The sequence below is a fragment of the Gilliamella sp. Pas-s25 genome (assembly GCF_009795885.1).
GTDB lineage: Bacteria > Pseudomonadota > Gammaproteobacteria > Enterobacterales > Orbaceae > Gilliamella.
Genome location: NZ_WTEV01000029.1, coordinates 14,650 through 29,817 on the forward strand (window position 1 = coordinate 14,650; position 15,168 = coordinate 29,817).

Annotated in this window: 14 protein-coding genes, 1 pseudogene and 1 other annotated feature; of the genes and pseudogenes, 5 read left to right on the forward strand and 10 right to left on the reverse strand. The window is 38.2% G+C overall.

The window, feature by feature from the left end:
• Positions 1–74: 74 nt before the first annotated feature.
• A complete protein-coding gene (locus GQ593_RS11175; protein ID WP_202115474.1) occupies positions 75–1,757 on the reverse strand; it encodes an amidohydrolase in 1,683 nt (560 codons plus the stop codon).
• 148 nt (positions 1,758–1,905) lie between these two features.
• On the opposite strand from GQ593_RS11175, the gene matP reads away from it, so the two are divergent.
• The 3 genes from matP to cysB all read left to right on the forward strand — a co-directional run bounded on the left by matP (position 1,906) and on the right by cysB (position 6,151).
• Positions 1,906–2,397: a macrodomain Ter protein MatP gene (matP, locus tag GQ593_RS11180; RefSeq protein WP_160432096.1), complete on the forward strand. Its 492-nt coding sequence runs from the start codon at positions 1,906–1,908 to the stop codon at positions 2,395–2,397.
• Between the two features lie 2 nt (positions 2,398–2,399).
• Positions 2,400–5,009 (forward strand): type I DNA topoisomerase, encoded by a 2,610-nt coding sequence (gene topA / locus GQ593_RS11185; RefSeq protein WP_160432097.1) that lies wholly within the window; start codon positions 2,400–2,402, stop codon positions 5,007–5,009.
• 170 nt (positions 5,010–5,179) lie between these two features.
• A complete protein-coding gene (gene cysB / locus GQ593_RS11190; RefSeq protein ID WP_160432098.1) occupies positions 5,180–6,151 on the forward strand; it encodes an HTH-type transcriptional regulator CysB in 972 nt (323 codons plus the stop codon).
• A gap of 74 nt (positions 6,152–6,225) precedes the next feature.
• Here the strand turns inward: cysB and hisIE are convergent, their stop codons facing one another.
• The 9 genes from hisIE to GQ593_RS11235 form a co-directional block, all read right to left on the reverse strand.
• Positions 6,226–6,852 (reverse strand): bifunctional phosphoribosyl-AMP cyclohydrolase/phosphoribosyl-ATP diphosphatase HisIE, encoded by a 627-nt coding sequence (gene hisIE, locus GQ593_RS11195; RefSeq protein WP_160432099.1) that lies wholly within the window; start codon positions 6,850–6,852, stop codon positions 6,226–6,228.
• Entirely contained in the window at positions 6,846–7,622 is a 777-nt protein-coding gene (gene hisF, locus GQ593_RS11200) for an imidazole glycerol phosphate synthase subunit HisF (RefSeq protein WP_160432100.1), read from the reverse strand. The genes hisIE and hisF overlap by 7 nt, the downstream gene beginning before the upstream one ends.
• Positions 7,604–8,341 (reverse strand): 1-(5-phosphoribosyl)-5-[(5-phosphoribosylamino)methylideneamino]imidazole-4-carboxamide isomerase, encoded by a 738-nt coding sequence (hisA, locus tag GQ593_RS11205; protein WP_160432107.1) that lies wholly within the window; start codon positions 8,339–8,341, stop codon positions 7,604–7,606. Before hisA ends, hisF begins: the two co-directional genes overlap by 19 nt.
• A 17-nt stretch (positions 8,342–8,358) precedes the next feature.
• Positions 8,359–8,946 carry an imidazole glycerol phosphate synthase subunit HisH gene (hisH, locus tag GQ593_RS11210; protein WP_091347137.1) on the reverse strand — a complete coding sequence of 196 codons (588 nt, stop codon included), beginning with the start codon at positions 8,944–8,946 and terminating at the stop codon, positions 8,359–8,361.
• Positions 8,947–10,014, reverse strand: coding sequence for a bifunctional histidinol-phosphatase/imidazoleglycerol-phosphate dehydratase HisB (hisB, locus tag GQ593_RS11215; RefSeq protein WP_160432101.1), 1,068 nt, complete (start codon positions 10,012–10,014; stop codon positions 8,947–8,949).
• Positions 10,015–10,022: 8 nt separating this feature from the next.
• Complete coding sequence (hisC, locus tag GQ593_RS11220) at positions 10,023–11,081, reverse strand: histidinol-phosphate transaminase (protein WP_160432102.1); 1,059 nt, start codon at positions 11,079–11,081, stop codon at positions 10,023–10,025.
• A gap of 15 nt (positions 11,082–11,096) precedes the next feature.
• Positions 11,097–12,392, reverse strand: a complete 1,296-nt coding sequence (gene hisD, locus GQ593_RS11225) for a histidinol dehydrogenase (RefSeq protein ID WP_160432103.1) — start codon at positions 12,390–12,392, stop codon at positions 11,097–11,099.
• Positions 12,393–12,396: 4 nt separating this feature from the next.
• Positions 12,397–13,296 carry an ATP phosphoribosyltransferase gene (gene hisG, locus GQ593_RS11230; RefSeq protein ID WP_091347130.1) on the reverse strand — a complete coding sequence of 300 codons (900 nt, stop codon included), beginning with the start codon at positions 13,294–13,296 and terminating at the stop codon, positions 12,397–12,399.
• Positions 13,297–13,334: 38 nt separating this feature from the next.
• Positions 13,335–13,459, reverse strand: a sequence feature (His leader region).
• 195 nt (positions 13,460–13,654) lie between these two features.
• Positions 13,655–14,047, reverse strand: a complete 393-nt coding sequence (locus GQ593_RS11235; protein ID WP_160432104.1) for an Lrp/AsnC family transcriptional regulator — start codon at positions 14,045–14,047, stop codon at positions 13,655–13,657.
• Between the two features lie 118 nt (positions 14,048–14,165).
• On the opposite strand from GQ593_RS11235, the gene GQ593_RS11240 reads away from it, so the two are divergent.
• Positions 14,166–14,729 carry a cysteine hydrolase family protein gene (locus GQ593_RS11240; RefSeq protein ID WP_160432105.1) on the forward strand — a complete coding sequence of 188 codons (564 nt, stop codon included), beginning with the start codon at positions 14,166–14,168 and terminating at the stop codon, positions 14,727–14,729.
• A 175-nt stretch (positions 14,730–14,904) separates the two neighbouring features.
• Positions 14,905–15,144, forward strand: a pseudogene (locus GQ593_RS11245) (transposase); the annotation flags it as partial.
• Between the last annotated feature and the right edge of the window lie 24 nt (positions 15,145–15,168).

The window sequence follows — 15,168 nt, forward strand, 5'->3', positions numbered from 1 at the left end:
ATAATAACCTATGCTGCACCAATCACAATCATGGTTGGTGAAGCAATTTGTAAATTAAAGACATAAAGTTTAGATTATGCTTGTTGATAAACGATTTTACCGCCCACAATCGTTGTTAATACCTTGACATTTTGAATATCGGTTGCTGGGATGGTAAATGGATTGCGATCTAAAATAATCAAATCAGCAAATTTACCTTTTTCAATTGACCCAATGTATTCATCTTGTTTTAGTACATAGGCGGCATTAATAGTAGCGCTACGTAATACTTCAATAGCGGTTAGATTACGATCACTGTTTAACCGAGGATGTTCGGCATCGATTTGTCTAGTCATTGCAATTTGGAAATCGTACCATTCATTTAATGGATCAATTGGCCAATCGCTACCAAAAGCGCATGTTACACCTGCATCAATATATTGCCCATGTGCTTCTAAACCGTTATAGCGTTCTGGACCAAATAGGGTTTGATATTGCTCAACCATTGCCGAACTGCATCCTGCCCATTGAAATGAAAAGACCACACAAGCATTCAATTGTTTATACCTTGCAAATTGATGTGCTGCACTTAATTCATTATGCGCAGTGCTTGGACGAATATCGGCATTAGGTAATGCCTTACGCATTTTTTCAATGGCATCAAGTACAACTTCGATAGCTCCTTCACCAACTGTATGCATATGTGGATGAAAACCAGCTTTTGCAGATTCAAGTATTAACGCATCTAACATTTCAATGGAATAATAAAGATCACCGTAACGATCTTTTTCGTCGGCTAAATTGTACGGTTTAAGCAAGCGTGCGGTCATTAATGGTGCTTGCATTACACCATCTACAAATAATTTGGTATGCGAAATTTTAATACCGGGTTTTGGTTGCCAGTTTTTATCGTCGTAACGTGCAGCGAACTGTTTAACTTTGTTCAGTAAAGTTGGAATTTCTTCTATTGAAGATACATCATCTGGTGGTAACTCGCGCGCGCCAAATAAGCGAATCGATAGTTGATCTTGTTGTTGTAGTTTTAAAAATGCCTCGGCTTGGGTTTCGGTAATTCGAGCATCCATAACAGCAGTAACGCCTTGTTTATTAAGTTCTGCTTGCGATAATTTAGCAATGTTGACAGCTTGTTCATCGGTGAGCTTAGAAATGCTGTCAAACGCACGCATAGCCGGGGCATCTTCTAATATGCCATTTAATTCACCGTCATCAGTACGACCAATCTTTCCATCGGTTGGTTCAGGAGTGTTTCTATCTAAACCAAATTTCTTTAAAGCAATGCTATTGGCAACTAAAGTATGGCAGTCATTAGAAAACAAAATAACAGGGCGTTTTGTATTAAGTCTATCGAGATCAAAGCGTGTAATATCTGTGCCAATTGGTAAAACCTCTTGCCTTAGCCAGCCGCGGACTTGTAACCAATGAGTATTATCACTGATAGAATCTTTATCTAAATATTGTTGTATAATAGCTAATGTATCATCAATAGTTAAGCTTTGATAATTCAAATTACACGACGATAATTGCATACCTCCCCAAAAAGTATGCAAATGCGAATCAATGATTCCCGGCATCATCGTTTTACCTTGCAGGTCATAAATGGTTGTATGATTATCAACATAATGATTGTTATTTATCTCTTGCGTGGTGCCAGTTGCAATAATATAGCCATTTTCGATTGCTATTGCCTCGCAGACACTATCTTGTTTGTCTGCGGTGTAAATATAGCCATTAATATAAATAACATCTGCTTTAGCCATTATGGGGATTCCTTAAATAAAGATCAAAATGAAAGGTCAACGATAGCAGATTTATAAAAAATTTGTCAAATGCAATAATTTTCTTTATTGTGTGAGCAGATTATGCTACAAATATTCCATTTTAGTTACAACGTCACAAGGTGAACGGATGAAATACCAGCAACTAGAAAACCTTGAATGCGGTTGGAAGTGGCATTATTTAGTAAAAAGGCATCTAGAGGGTGAACTAATTACTCGATATATTGAAAAAAGCGCTGCTGAGCATGCCGTCAATGCATTATTATTACTAGAACATAATCCAACAGGTGTCGTTGATTGGATAAAAGAGCATTTAAATCCAGATTTAGATAACCGCATGAAACAAACCATTCGGGCAAAACGAAAGCGGCATTTTAATGCGGAACAGCAATATACTCGAAAGAAGTCCATTGATTTGGAATTTTTAGTCTGGCAACGATTAGCTAATTTAGCCAAACGCCGTGGATGCACATTGTCACAAACCATTACGCAACTCATTGAAGATGCAGAGCAGAAAGAGCAATATGCAACACAAGTAACAACAATTAAAGATGATTTACTATCACTCCTAAATGCGAAGCCAGATAGTAAAGAATACAAACAACAGAATAGAAAGGTTTAATTATGGGAAAATCCCTTGTTATTGTGGAATCACCAGCTAAAGCAAAAACGATTAATAAATATCTTGGCAAAGATTTCGTGGTTAAATCAAGTGTAGGTCATATTCGCGATCTACCCAAGAGTGGTAGTAGCCAACGAGCTGAAAAATCAACAAAAGAGACAAAAGACAAAGCCGAAAAAAAAGTTAAACGCTCCGAACAACAGATTTTAGTTGATCGAATGAGTGTTGATCCATACAACGGTTGGCAAGCGCATTACGAAATTTTACCTGGCAAAGAACGGGTAGTATCAGAATTAAAAAAACTGGCTAAAGATGCAGATATGATCTATCTCGCAACCGATTTGGATAGAGAGGGAGAAGCCATTGCTTGGCATCTTAAAGATGTCATTGGTGGCGATGAGAGTAAATACCGTCGTGTTGTGTTTAACGAAATCACCAAAACAGCGATCAAAAATGCCTTTAATGAGCCTGCCATGCTCGATATGGATCGGGTCAATGCTCAGCAAGCACGCCGATTTATGGATCGGGTTGTGGGCTTTATGCTATCGCCTTTACTTTGGAAAAAGGTTGCTAGAGGCTTATCGGCTGGTCGTGTTCAGTCAGTTGCAGTGCGTTTAGTGGTTGAACGTGAACGTGAAATTCATGCTTTTATTCCTGAAGAATATTGGGATCTTTTTGTTGATTTAAACACAGCTAAAAAAGAGTCGTTAACTTTACAAGTTACTCATTATAAAGACGAAGCGTTTGAACCAAAAGATAAAGTTACTATTGATATTGCGCTGGAAAAACTTAATCAAAATCAATATCAAGTAACGAATATTGAAGAAAAACCGACTAAAAGTAATCCAACTGCCCCGTTTATTACTTCGACTTTACAGCAAGCCGCAAGTACTCGCCTTGGTTTTGGTGTTAAAAAGACGATGATGCTAGCTCAGCGTTTATATGAAGCTGGTTATATCACCTATATGCGTACCGATTCAACTAACTTGAGTCAAGATGCATTAACTATGGTACGAGATTATATCGGCAACAAATTTGGCGATAAATATTTACCAAAATCACCTAATGTATATAGTAGTAAAAAGAATTCACAAGAAGCGCACGAGGCGATTCGCCCATCAGATGTTACTATTCTTGCTGATAATATTAGTGATATTGAAGCAGATGCGAGTAAATTATATCAACTCATTTGGCGTCAATTTGTGGCTTGTCAGATGACATCGGCCGAATATAACTCAACAACAATTACAGTTAAATCAGGCGATTTTACTTTAAAGGCCAAAGGTCGTACATTGCGTTTTGATGGTTGGACTAAAGTACAACCACAACTGGCAAAAAATAATGAAGATAAAATATTACCACCGTTATCAGTCAACGACAAACTCGATTTAATCAGTTTAAATCCAAATCAACACTTTACCAAACCACCTGCTCGGTATAACGAAGCATCACTGGTTAAAGAGCTTGAAAAACGTGAAATTGGACGCCCATCGACTTATGCAACCATTATTTCGACAATTCAAGATCGCGGTTATGTGCGTTTGGATAATCGTCGCTTTTATGCAGAAAAAATCGGTGAAATTGTTACTGATAGACTCAGCGAAAACTTCAATGATTTGATGAGTTATGATTTTACCGCACGTATGGAGCATGCACTGGATGAAATCGCTCATAAAAAACAAGAATGGCGCGAAGTACTTGACCAGTTTTTCAGTGATTTTAGTCAGCATCTTGAGGTTGCCGAACAAGCGCCTGATAAAGGTGGTATGCAACTTAATCCATTAGTGTTAACGCCTGAAATTAAATGTCCTAATTGTAGCCGTGAAATGGGCATTAAAACTGCGGGTACAGGTGTATTTTTAGCATGTTCAGGTTATGCGTTGCCACCTAAAGAACGTTGCAAACAAACCATTAACTTAATTCCTGAGCATGAAACTTTAAATATTTTGGAAGAAGCTGAAACAGCCGAAACCGATGCTTTAAGGGCACGTAAACGCTGTCCAAAATGCCATACAGCGATGGATAGTTATTTGCTTGATAACGAGCGTAAATTGCATATTTGTGGTAATAATCCGATTTGTGATGGTTTTATTGTTGAAAAAGGTAGCTTTAAAGTTAAAAGTTACGAAGGGCCAATTATCGAATGTGAAAAATGTGGATCTGAAATGCATTTAAAATCAGGACGATTTGGCTTATATATGGGCTGTACTAATCAAGATTGCAAAAATACGCGTAAAATCTTAAAAAATGGTGATGTAGCACCACCTAAAGAAGATCCGGTCGATTTGCCTGAACTTAAATGTACAAAATCAGATGCACATTTTGTATTGCGTGATGGTGCCTCAGGGATATTTTTAGCTGCCCATAATTTTCCAAAATCAAGAGAGACGAGAGCGCCATTGATTGAAGAGTTACAACGCTTTAAAGATCGCTTGCCAGAAAAGTTTATCTATTTGACTGAAGCGCCAAGTAAAGATCCTGCTGGTAATCCATCCATTGTTCGTTTTAGCCGTAAAAGCAAACAACAATATGTTACCTCAGAAGTGAACGGTAAATCGACAGGTTGGGTGATGCAATATGTGGATGGCAAATGGATCAATAATAAAAAGTAGGTAAGCACACCTGAATTTTGTCAAAAAGTTTCAGGAAAGTATGCGTTTTAGTATAAAAATAGTTATTACTGTTTGTACTAGACAGTGAAAAGACTTACCTTACCAATTCTCCCTTTTAAGATGTGATTAAAAGGGAGAAAAGTATACAGATAAAGGAGCCTTTGTTTGTCATGAAATTGCAACAATTACGCTATATCGTCGAAGTCGTCAATAACGATCTTAACGTATCGTTGACATCCGAAAAACTGTATACATCTCAACCAGGCATCAGCAAACAAATAAAATTATTAGAAGACGAGCTTGGCGTTCAGATATTTACCCGAGTAGGTAAGCACCTTTCAGAAGTGACACCTGTCGGTGAAAAAATTATTGCGCTTGCTCGAGAAATCCTCAATAAATCGAGCGATATTAAAATTATTGCCAAAGAATTTAGTCAGCCAAATCAAGGCTCATTAACAATTACCACAACTTATACTCAAGCACGTTATGCCTTGCCTGTTGTGATCCGGCAGTTTATGCAACAATATCCAAATATTACTTTGCATATGGAGCAAGGATCATCACCACAGTGCATATCTCAAGCACAAACAGGACAGAGCGAATTGGCTATTGTGACCGACATTTCACAGCTTAGTGATGATATGATTGCCTTACCTTGCTATCACTGGAACCAAGCCGTGATTGTGATGAAAGATCACCCACTTGCCAAAAGCAGCTTAATTACAATTGAAGATCTTTCCAAATATCCATTAGTCAGTTACGATTTTTCTAATGATGGTTCAGATTTAAATCAGGCTTTCTTACGTGCTCATCAATCACCTAATATTGTTTTTAGTACAACAGATGCTGAGTTAATTAAAACCTATGTTAAATTGGGCATCGGTATTGGCATTGTCGCAAAAATGGCGGTGAGTAATACTTCAGAGGATGATTTTGTTGTACTGAGTGCTGGTCATATTTTCCCCTACAGCACAACCTATATCGTTTTTGCACGTTCGTTATTTTTACGCAGTTATATGTATGATTTTATTCAGCAGTTTTCGCCACATTTGGATCGACAAACTGTCGATAAACTCATGTTATGTGAAAATAATATCGAGGTATTAGCGATGTTTAATGGGGTAAAATTGCCTGTGTACTAAGTGAATTTATTTTTCATCATAATAAAAAAGATATAAAGAAAAGTGCGATATGATTCGCACTTTGATTATTTTTATTATTTATGCCTTGTTTTTAAAATGCCAATCACATCTTGTAATGACAGATTTTGATCTTGGAGTAATACTAATAAATGATAAACCAAATCCGCAGATTCATTTTTTAACTCTTCTCGATCATGAACTGTTGCAGCAAGGGCGGTTTCAACACCTTCTTCTCCCACTTTTTGCGCTATTCGTTTAGTCCCGTCATGATACAGTTTTGCTGTATAGGATGATTTAGGATCGGCATTTTTTCGTGCAGCGATTAACTGCTCTAATTCAAACAAAAATCCCCATTCGCTTTTAGTATTAGCAAAGCAACTATTTGTGCCGGTATGGCAAGTTGCACCAACAGGATTTACTAAAATCAGTAACGTATCATTATCGCAATCAGCTGAAATACTCATGACATTTAAAAAGTTGCCAGAAGTTTCCCCTTTAGTCCAAAGGCGCTGTTTGGTGCGTGAATAAAAAGTGACTTTACCACTGCTTTGTGTTTGTATTAACGCTTCTTGATTCATATAACCAAGCATTAATACATCACCAGAAACATAATGCTGAATAATGACCGGTATTAAATTATCTACTTTTTGCCAATCAAGTTGTTGTAAATTTAATTGGGTATTGCAATTTTGAGTTAACATAATCGAATATCTACTCCATGTTGTGCCAAATATTGTTTAAGTTCACCAATATTAATGATTTGCTTATGAAAAACGGAGGCGGCTAATGCGCCGTCAACTTCAGCTTGGTCAAATGCCTGTAAAAAATGCGCCATATTTCCCGCACCACCTGAGGCAATCAGTGGCACCTTGCAAATATCGCGAACCGTTTTCAGTTGCTCAAGATCATACCCATTACGAACGCCGTCTTGGTTCATCATATTTAGAACAATTTCGCCGGCACCACGTTTTTGCACCGCTTGTACCCAATCAAGCGTATTCCACTTGGTGGCAACGGTGCGTTTTTCATCACCAGTAAATTGATAAACATGATAATTGTTTGATTCTTTGTCATACCAAGTATCAATACCAACCACAATACACTGCACACCATAACGATCTGCAAGCCTTGTAATTAAAGAAGGGTCAGCAAGCGCAGGGGAATTAATCGAAATTTTATCGGCACCAAAGCTTAATATTTGCCCCGCATCTTCAACAGTTTTAATTCCGCCAGCAACACAAAAGGGGATATCAATAACTTCGGCCACTTTTGCAATCCAACTTTTATCAACCACTCGCCCATCTGACGAAGCAGTAATATCATAAAAGACCAATTCATCAGCTCCTTCTTGCGCATAGCGCTTTGCTAAAGGCACAATATCACCAATAACTTCGTGATTTCGAAATTGTACACCTTTAACCACTTGACCATTGCGAACATCTAAACAAGGAATTATTCTTTTTGCCAACATGAAATTGCCTCCTGAACAGTAAATTTTCTTTCAAGCAGAGCACGCCCAACAATCACACCTGCTACGCCACTATTTTGTAGTGCTTTAACATCGTTTAACTGACCAATACCGCCAGATGCTTGAAAAGCTATTTGTGGGTATTTTTGACTAATTTCTTGGTACAATTTGATGTTTGAGCCACTTAGTGTGCCATCTTTTGAAATATCAGTGCAAAGCACATGTTTCAACCCATAAGGTAGGTAATCCTCAATCACTTGTTCTAATGTCTGTTTTGAGTCTTCTTGCCAACCATGAATCGCCACATATTTATTGCCTTGATTATCAATGCGAACATCCAGAGCCAACACTAATCTTTCTGCGCCATACTTTGTGAACCACAGTTTGACTAATTCGGGTTGTTTAATCGCTGTTGAGCCAATTACTACGCGAGCGACACCGGCGGATAGTAATGATTGTATATCTTTCTCAGTGCGAATGCCTCCACCAACTTGAATAGGCACTTGTACGCCACTAATCAACGTTTGTATTAACGAAATTTGACGAGCATTAGGATCTTTTGCGCCAGTTAAATCTACCAAGTGCAACAGCTTAGCACCTTGCTTTTCATAGTCTTGTAGGCGCAAAAGTGGATGATTGCCATAATCACGTTTTTGCTTATAATCGCCTTGGTGCAATCGCACCACGCTACCATCAATTAAATCAAGCGCAGGGATAATCATTGGATAAACTGCCATTGTTACATCTCCAAAAAGTTTTTGAGCAATTTTGCACCGGCTGAGCCAGAACGTTCGGGATGAAATTGCACGCCGTAAAAGTTTTCTTTTTGTACGGCTGCGGTAAAGCTTTCGCCGTAATTGGTTTCTGCTATTGTTGCTGAGCATAGTGGCATCGCGTATCCATGTACAAAGTAAAAATAAGCACCATCAGGAATATCTCTAAATAGATGATGACCTGCTTTTGGGTAAACTTGATTCCAACCCATATGGGGCAGTGGTAATCCACAATCAGGAATTTCAATCACTTTTTCATTAATTATACCAAGTGTATGCACATGCCCTTCATTACTATAATCAGCTAAAAGTTGCATACCAAGGCAGATCCCTAATACAGGTTGAGTACAAACTCTTATCAGTTCAATTAAATTACGCTCTTCTAATTTTTGCATTGCAGATGAAGCCGATCCGACACCCGGCAAAAATAACTTGTCTGAATTCAATACCACATCAGGATCGAGACTAATAATGGGCTGATAGCCAAGCCTTTCTATTGCATACTTCACCGATGAAAGATTTGCGCAACCAGTATCTAAAATGACAATATTCATTTATAGCACTCCTTTTGAACTTGGCAATCGATCACTTTCAATTTTAATTGCTTGCTTTAATGTGCGCGCAAAGGCTTTAAACAAGCTTTCAACTTTGTGATGATCATTATTGCCTTCGGTTTCAATATGTAACGTAATAGCCATAGCATAACTCAATGAATAAAAGAAATGCTCAACCATTTGTGTGCTCATATCGCCTACTTTTTGGTGAGTAAACTCCGCTTTAAATTTAAGATAAGGGCGGCCTGAAATATCCATTGCACATTTTGCTAAACACTCGTCCATCGGAATTACTGATGCATAGCGAGTAATGCCGCGTTTATCGCCGAGTGCTGTTTTTAACGCCTCGCCCAAGGCTAGTCCCGTATCTTCGATGGTATGGTGATCATCAATATGCAAATCTCCATCGACTTGAACATTGAGCTTAATTCCGCCGTGAGTGGCAATTTGGTCAAGCATATGATCAAAAAAACCGATCCCTGTATTGATGTTACTCCCCTCTTGGCGATCAAGCCACACTTCTACTAAAATCTTGGTTTCTTTAGTATTACGCTCAACTTTAGCATAGCGATCATCAGCGGTTAATCGTTGTGCAATTTCGTGCCAATTTAAAATTTCAGGATGATATCGTAACCCTTTAATTTGCATATTTTCAGCCAACTGAATATCAGTGACCCTGTCACCAATAACGTAACTATTTTGTTTGTCCAACTTACCACTAGTAAGATAAGGTAGCACTAATTGGATTTTAGGTTTACGACATTCGCAGTTATCTTCTGGAAAGTGAGGGCAAATTAGCACATCTTCAAAACTAATGCCTTGCGATTTAAAAATCTGCATCATTAGATTATGTGGCCCATCAAAATCTACTTGTGGGTAGCTTTTAGTACCCAGTCCATCTTGATTGGTCACCATCACCAATTTATAGCCAGCAGCTTGCAATTTAAGAAGCGCAGGGATCACATTCGGTTCAAAAGCCAGCTTATCAAAACGATCAACTTGAAAGTCAACTGGAGGTTCGGTAATTAATGTGCCATCTCGATCAATAAATAAGTATTTTTGTAACATTTTTGCTCCTATTTTATTGCTTTAAGCGCCGAAAGAACTGCCTCGCACTCTGCTTGAGTACCAATGGTGATTCGGATCATATTATTTTTGCCAATCGACTTGCTTTGATCGCGTAAAATAATCCCTTTATTCCATAAGATATTAAACACGTCTTTATTATCTTGAAACTTCACACATAAATAGTTGGAAGAACTCGGATAAATTTTTTCAACAACTGATAACTGTGCTAGCGAACTGGCAAATTTTTCTTTTTGTTTGTTCAAATTGATTACATGTAACTTCATGGCATTAATGCCATCTTTACTCAGCGCTTGTGCCGCAATATCGGCCACGGGGGTCGCGAGAGGATAGGGGGCAATGACTTTTTGTAATGCATCAATCACTGGTTTATTCGCGATCGTAAAGCCACAACGTAATCCCGCTAAAGCAAATGCCTTTGATAGCGTACGTAACACTACTAAATTAGGGTAGTTAGCAAGCCAATTCACCACCGTTGAGTCGGGGGCAAACTCAATATAAGCCTCATCAATTACCACTAAAGCACGATTGTTGGCAATATTGAGCAACGCCTTAATATCCTCAGGATCAATTAAGTTACCTGTTGGATTATTGGGTGAACAGACATAAATCAGTTTAACGCTATCAATATGCTGCTTAATACCTTCAAGATCAAGCTGCCAATCGGCTTTGGTTGGGACTGTTTTGATTTTGACGCCTAACGTTTCAGCACTTACTTGATACATGCCATAAGTTGGGGGGCAGTACAAAATGCTGTCTTTTTCAGGCTCGCAAAATGCACGCATTAATAATTCAATAGCTTCATCAGCGCCACGGCTAACAATTAATTGATCGGGTTGGACACCAGCATATTGCGCATAACGCTGAATCACCTTTTCTGGTTGTGGCTCAGGGTAACGGTTTAAGGTTTGTTCGGTCAATTCGAAATGTGGTGCGACGGGGTATTCGTTGGCATTGAGCCACACATCGCCATTACCACCAATCCGACGGGCGGATTGATATGGCGTTAGTTTTTGAATATTTTTTCTGATTAATTGATTGATATCCATGTTATCCACCTATTTTTAACCTATTGAATTTAATGCCGCAAGGCGCAAAGTAACCGCTTGTTTATGGGCGGTGAGTTGTTCGGCTTCGGCCATAAGTTCAACTGCGTTTCCAATTGCTTTTAAACCTTCTGGTGATAATTTTTGTACTGTCATTCTTTTTTGAAAATCAGTCAGCCCAAGGCTAGAATATGTTGCGGTATAGCCATATGTTGGCAGTACATGATTAGTCCCAGAAGCATAATCACCGACTGATTCAGGCGACCAATTGCCTAAAAATATGGAGCCTGCGCTGGTGATCTGTTCAACTAATTCATCGGCATTGGCTGTTTGAATAATTAAGTGTTCAGGACCATAACGATTGCTGATGTTAATGCACTGAGCTAAATCTTTCGTTACAATTAAGCGACTCTCTTTCAAGGCTTTTTCCGCAATCTCTTTTCGCGATAGTTGGGCAAGTTGCTTATCGACGGCGATTGATACCGCTTGCGCAATTACCTCGTCAGGGGTAAGCAGAATCACTTGCGAATCAGGGCCATGTTCGGCTTGTGATAACAGATCGGCAGCAATAAAATCAGGGGTTGCCGAACTATCAGCGATAACCAGCACCTCAGAAGGTCCCGCAGGCATATCAATAGCGGCACCGTCAAGACGTTGACTTACTTGGCGTTTGGCTTCGGTAACATAAGCATTGCCTGGACCAAAAATTTTAGCCACTTTAGGCACCGATTCAGTACCAAATGCCATAGCAGCAATCGCTTGAGCTCCACCAAGTTGATAAATCTCGGTAACGCCACAAAGTTCAGCTGCATATAAAATCTCGTCAGCAATAGGTGGAGGTGAACATAAAATCACCTGACGACAACCCGCAATTTTAGCGGGTATTGCAAGCATTAATACCGTTGATAACAAAGGCGCTGATCCTCCCGGAATATACAGACCAACAGAATCGATTGGGCGAGTCACTTGCTGACATTTTATACCCGGCATTGTTTCAACTATAATGGCTTGTTTTACTTGTGCTTGGTGGAATTTTTCGATATTAGAAACAGCAAGTTGCATAGCTTGTTTCAATTCAGGATTAACTCGGCAAGTCGCAGCTTTAATTTCATCTTGGGTTAATTTAATTTGCATGATCTGGACTTTATCGAACTTGTTACTAAGCGTTTTTAATGCTTCATCGCCATTTTGTTTAACTTGAGCCAAAATATCTGTTACTGCTTGGCTAATCGAATCAGAGGCTGTAATCGCTGGACGCGTTAATAGTGCTGTTTGTTGTTCATTTGTACATTGTTGCCAATAAGAGAGTTTCATATTATTACTCCATCATTTTTTCAATTGGTAATACAAGAATTGAGCTTGCACCTAACGCTTTTAGGTTTTCCATGGTTTCCCAAAAAAGCGATTCACTGCTCACCATATGCAGTGCAACCCGATTTTGCTCGCCAGTTAAAGGCAAAATGGTAGGATTTTCAGCACCGGGTAATAGTGCAACAATATCATCTAACACCTCAGTAGGGGCGTGGAGCATAATATATTTTGATTCACGAGCTTGAATAACTCCTTGAATGCGCGTCATGATTTTATCGATTAACGCCTGTTTTATTGGTGACATGTCGCCTTGACGTTGAATTAAGCAGGCTTTTGATTTATAGATAACTTCGATCTCTTTCAGTCCATTGGCCTCAAGTGTTGCACCGCTAGATACTAAATCACAAATTACATCGGCAAGTCCTGCACGTGGTGCAACTTCGACCGAACCATTAAGCAAGCAGGTTTTAAAGGTAACATTATATTGTGCCAGATAACGGCGTAGCAGGTGAGGATAGGTGGTGGCAATACGCAGGTCATTTAAACACTCAGGACCAGAATACTCAAAATCACGCGGGGCGGCGATCGACAACCGACAGCCACCAAAATCAAGCGCGCGCAGTTTTATAAATTGTGGATCTTCGCCTTCGGCTTGTCTGTCTAATACTTCTTCTTCTAAAACATTTTCGCCGACAATCCCAATATCAACAACGCCATCAATCACCAGCCCGGGGATATCATCATCACGAACGCGCAAGATATCGATGGGCATATTTTCGGCAAAAGCAATTAACCGTTGTTCTTGCAGATTAATCTTAATGCCACATTGGGCAAGTAGCTTTTTTGACTCATCACTTAAGCGACCTGACTTTTGCATTGCAATGCGTAAACGCGAATTATCCAACATATCTTTCTCCAAAGTTATCTAAAAATTTATAAACTACAAACAAAAAACCCTCGGAAGTTTGATCTTCCGAGGGTTCTCTGCTTGTTTTTGCGATATCACCGGAAGATCAACGTCTTCCAGCACCAATCGCCCGAAGACTATTCAGGAATGATGGTGATGATGATGTGCACTAATAGCATTAGTAATAAAAACGCAAAAACAATTCATAAAAATAAAAAACCTTTAACTGAGTTGATAATTAAATCTGTAGAACAAAATATAACAGAATTTACTTGCTCGCAACTTTTTTTTGTTTTTATGTAAAAAATTTTATATAAAAAATAGTAAACAAGTTTAGGTGTAAATCTTTAAAATAGAGTTATCTAATCACTTTTGACTGATGACTAACTTTATAACGGCAATAGAGCTCAATTTTGTCTAAAAAGTGGATTAAATTTTGGTCTGTAAATTCACTTTTTATAAAATAACACCCATCGCCTGTGATTTTATAAAATTCGATGATTTCCTTAAATGACATAACCATGTTTTCGAACGAAGTGAATTGATTGGAATTCATATAAATCGTAATAAACTGAAGCTGATTTGTTTTTTCTTTAATAGTAAATTTTTCAATAATATGATTATCATACAATTCTTGAACACGCTGTCCAACAGCCTGTCCTGACAAAAATACTTTTTCGCCAATTTCTTTCCATGATTGACGACTATTTTTTTTAAGTTCATCTAAAATAGCGCGATCTTTTTTATCCATACTTGTTCATCTTTTTCATATTGAAAGTAGGTAAGTAATAATACTTTCAATTTGTTATGTAACAGATAGCGTAATTATCGCATAATTATCAACTCAAACATAATTTAAGGACAAAACAATGAAACAAGGGTTAATAATTATCGACGTACAAAATGACTATTTCCCAACGGGTAAATTTACTTTAAATAATACAGAATTAACTTTACAAAATACCTTAAAACTACAAAAACACTTTAGATCACAACAATTACCGATCTTTTATATTCAGCATATAAAGTCTGATCCTCATGCGGATTTTTTTGCTAACGGAAGTTTAGGCGCTGAAATTCATCCAAGCTTGTTACCGCTTGGTAACTTGCATGAGTATCTTGTCAAAAAAACATTCCCTAATAGTTTTTATCAAACTGAGCTACAAAAAAAATTACAACAAGAACAGATCCAACAGATTGTTATTTGTGGAATGATGAGCCATATGTGTGTTGACTCAACAACACGTCATGCATCCGAACTAGGTTATCAACCGATATTAATCCATGATGCTTGTACAACTTGTGATCTCGAATTTGATGGTAAAACGATTCCATCTCAAGTGGTACATAACAGCTTTATGTCTGCCTTAACCAATTTTGCATCGGTTGTAAGTTGTGAAATGTTTGTTCAAACCAAACAGACTGTTTTATAAATTATTGCATTGTAATTAAAAAGTTATGGGTAATGAATACCCACAAGAAAAATAGCCTTATAACTAGACAATTTGGACGTCTAATTTATTGTAGCTATCCCCTAAAATAGTACAGCAAAAAAGTAGAAAATTCTCTATGATAAAAGTAAAGGGGATTTAATTATGAAAAAAATGACTGAACATACAGATTGTATCTATTTTAAAAGAAGCTGAAGAGGGTATTCCCGTTAAAGAACTGTGCCGTAAATATGGCATGGGGAATTCAACTTTCTATAAATGGCGGGAAAAATACGGCGGAATGGAAACTTCGGACATCAAACGCTTAAAGGAGCTGGAGGCCGAAAACCGCAAGCGTAAGCAGATGTTTGCCGAACTGAGCTTAAAATCCCAGCTTCAGGAAGAAATCATAAAAAAGCTTTAGTGCCCACAAAGGCACGTA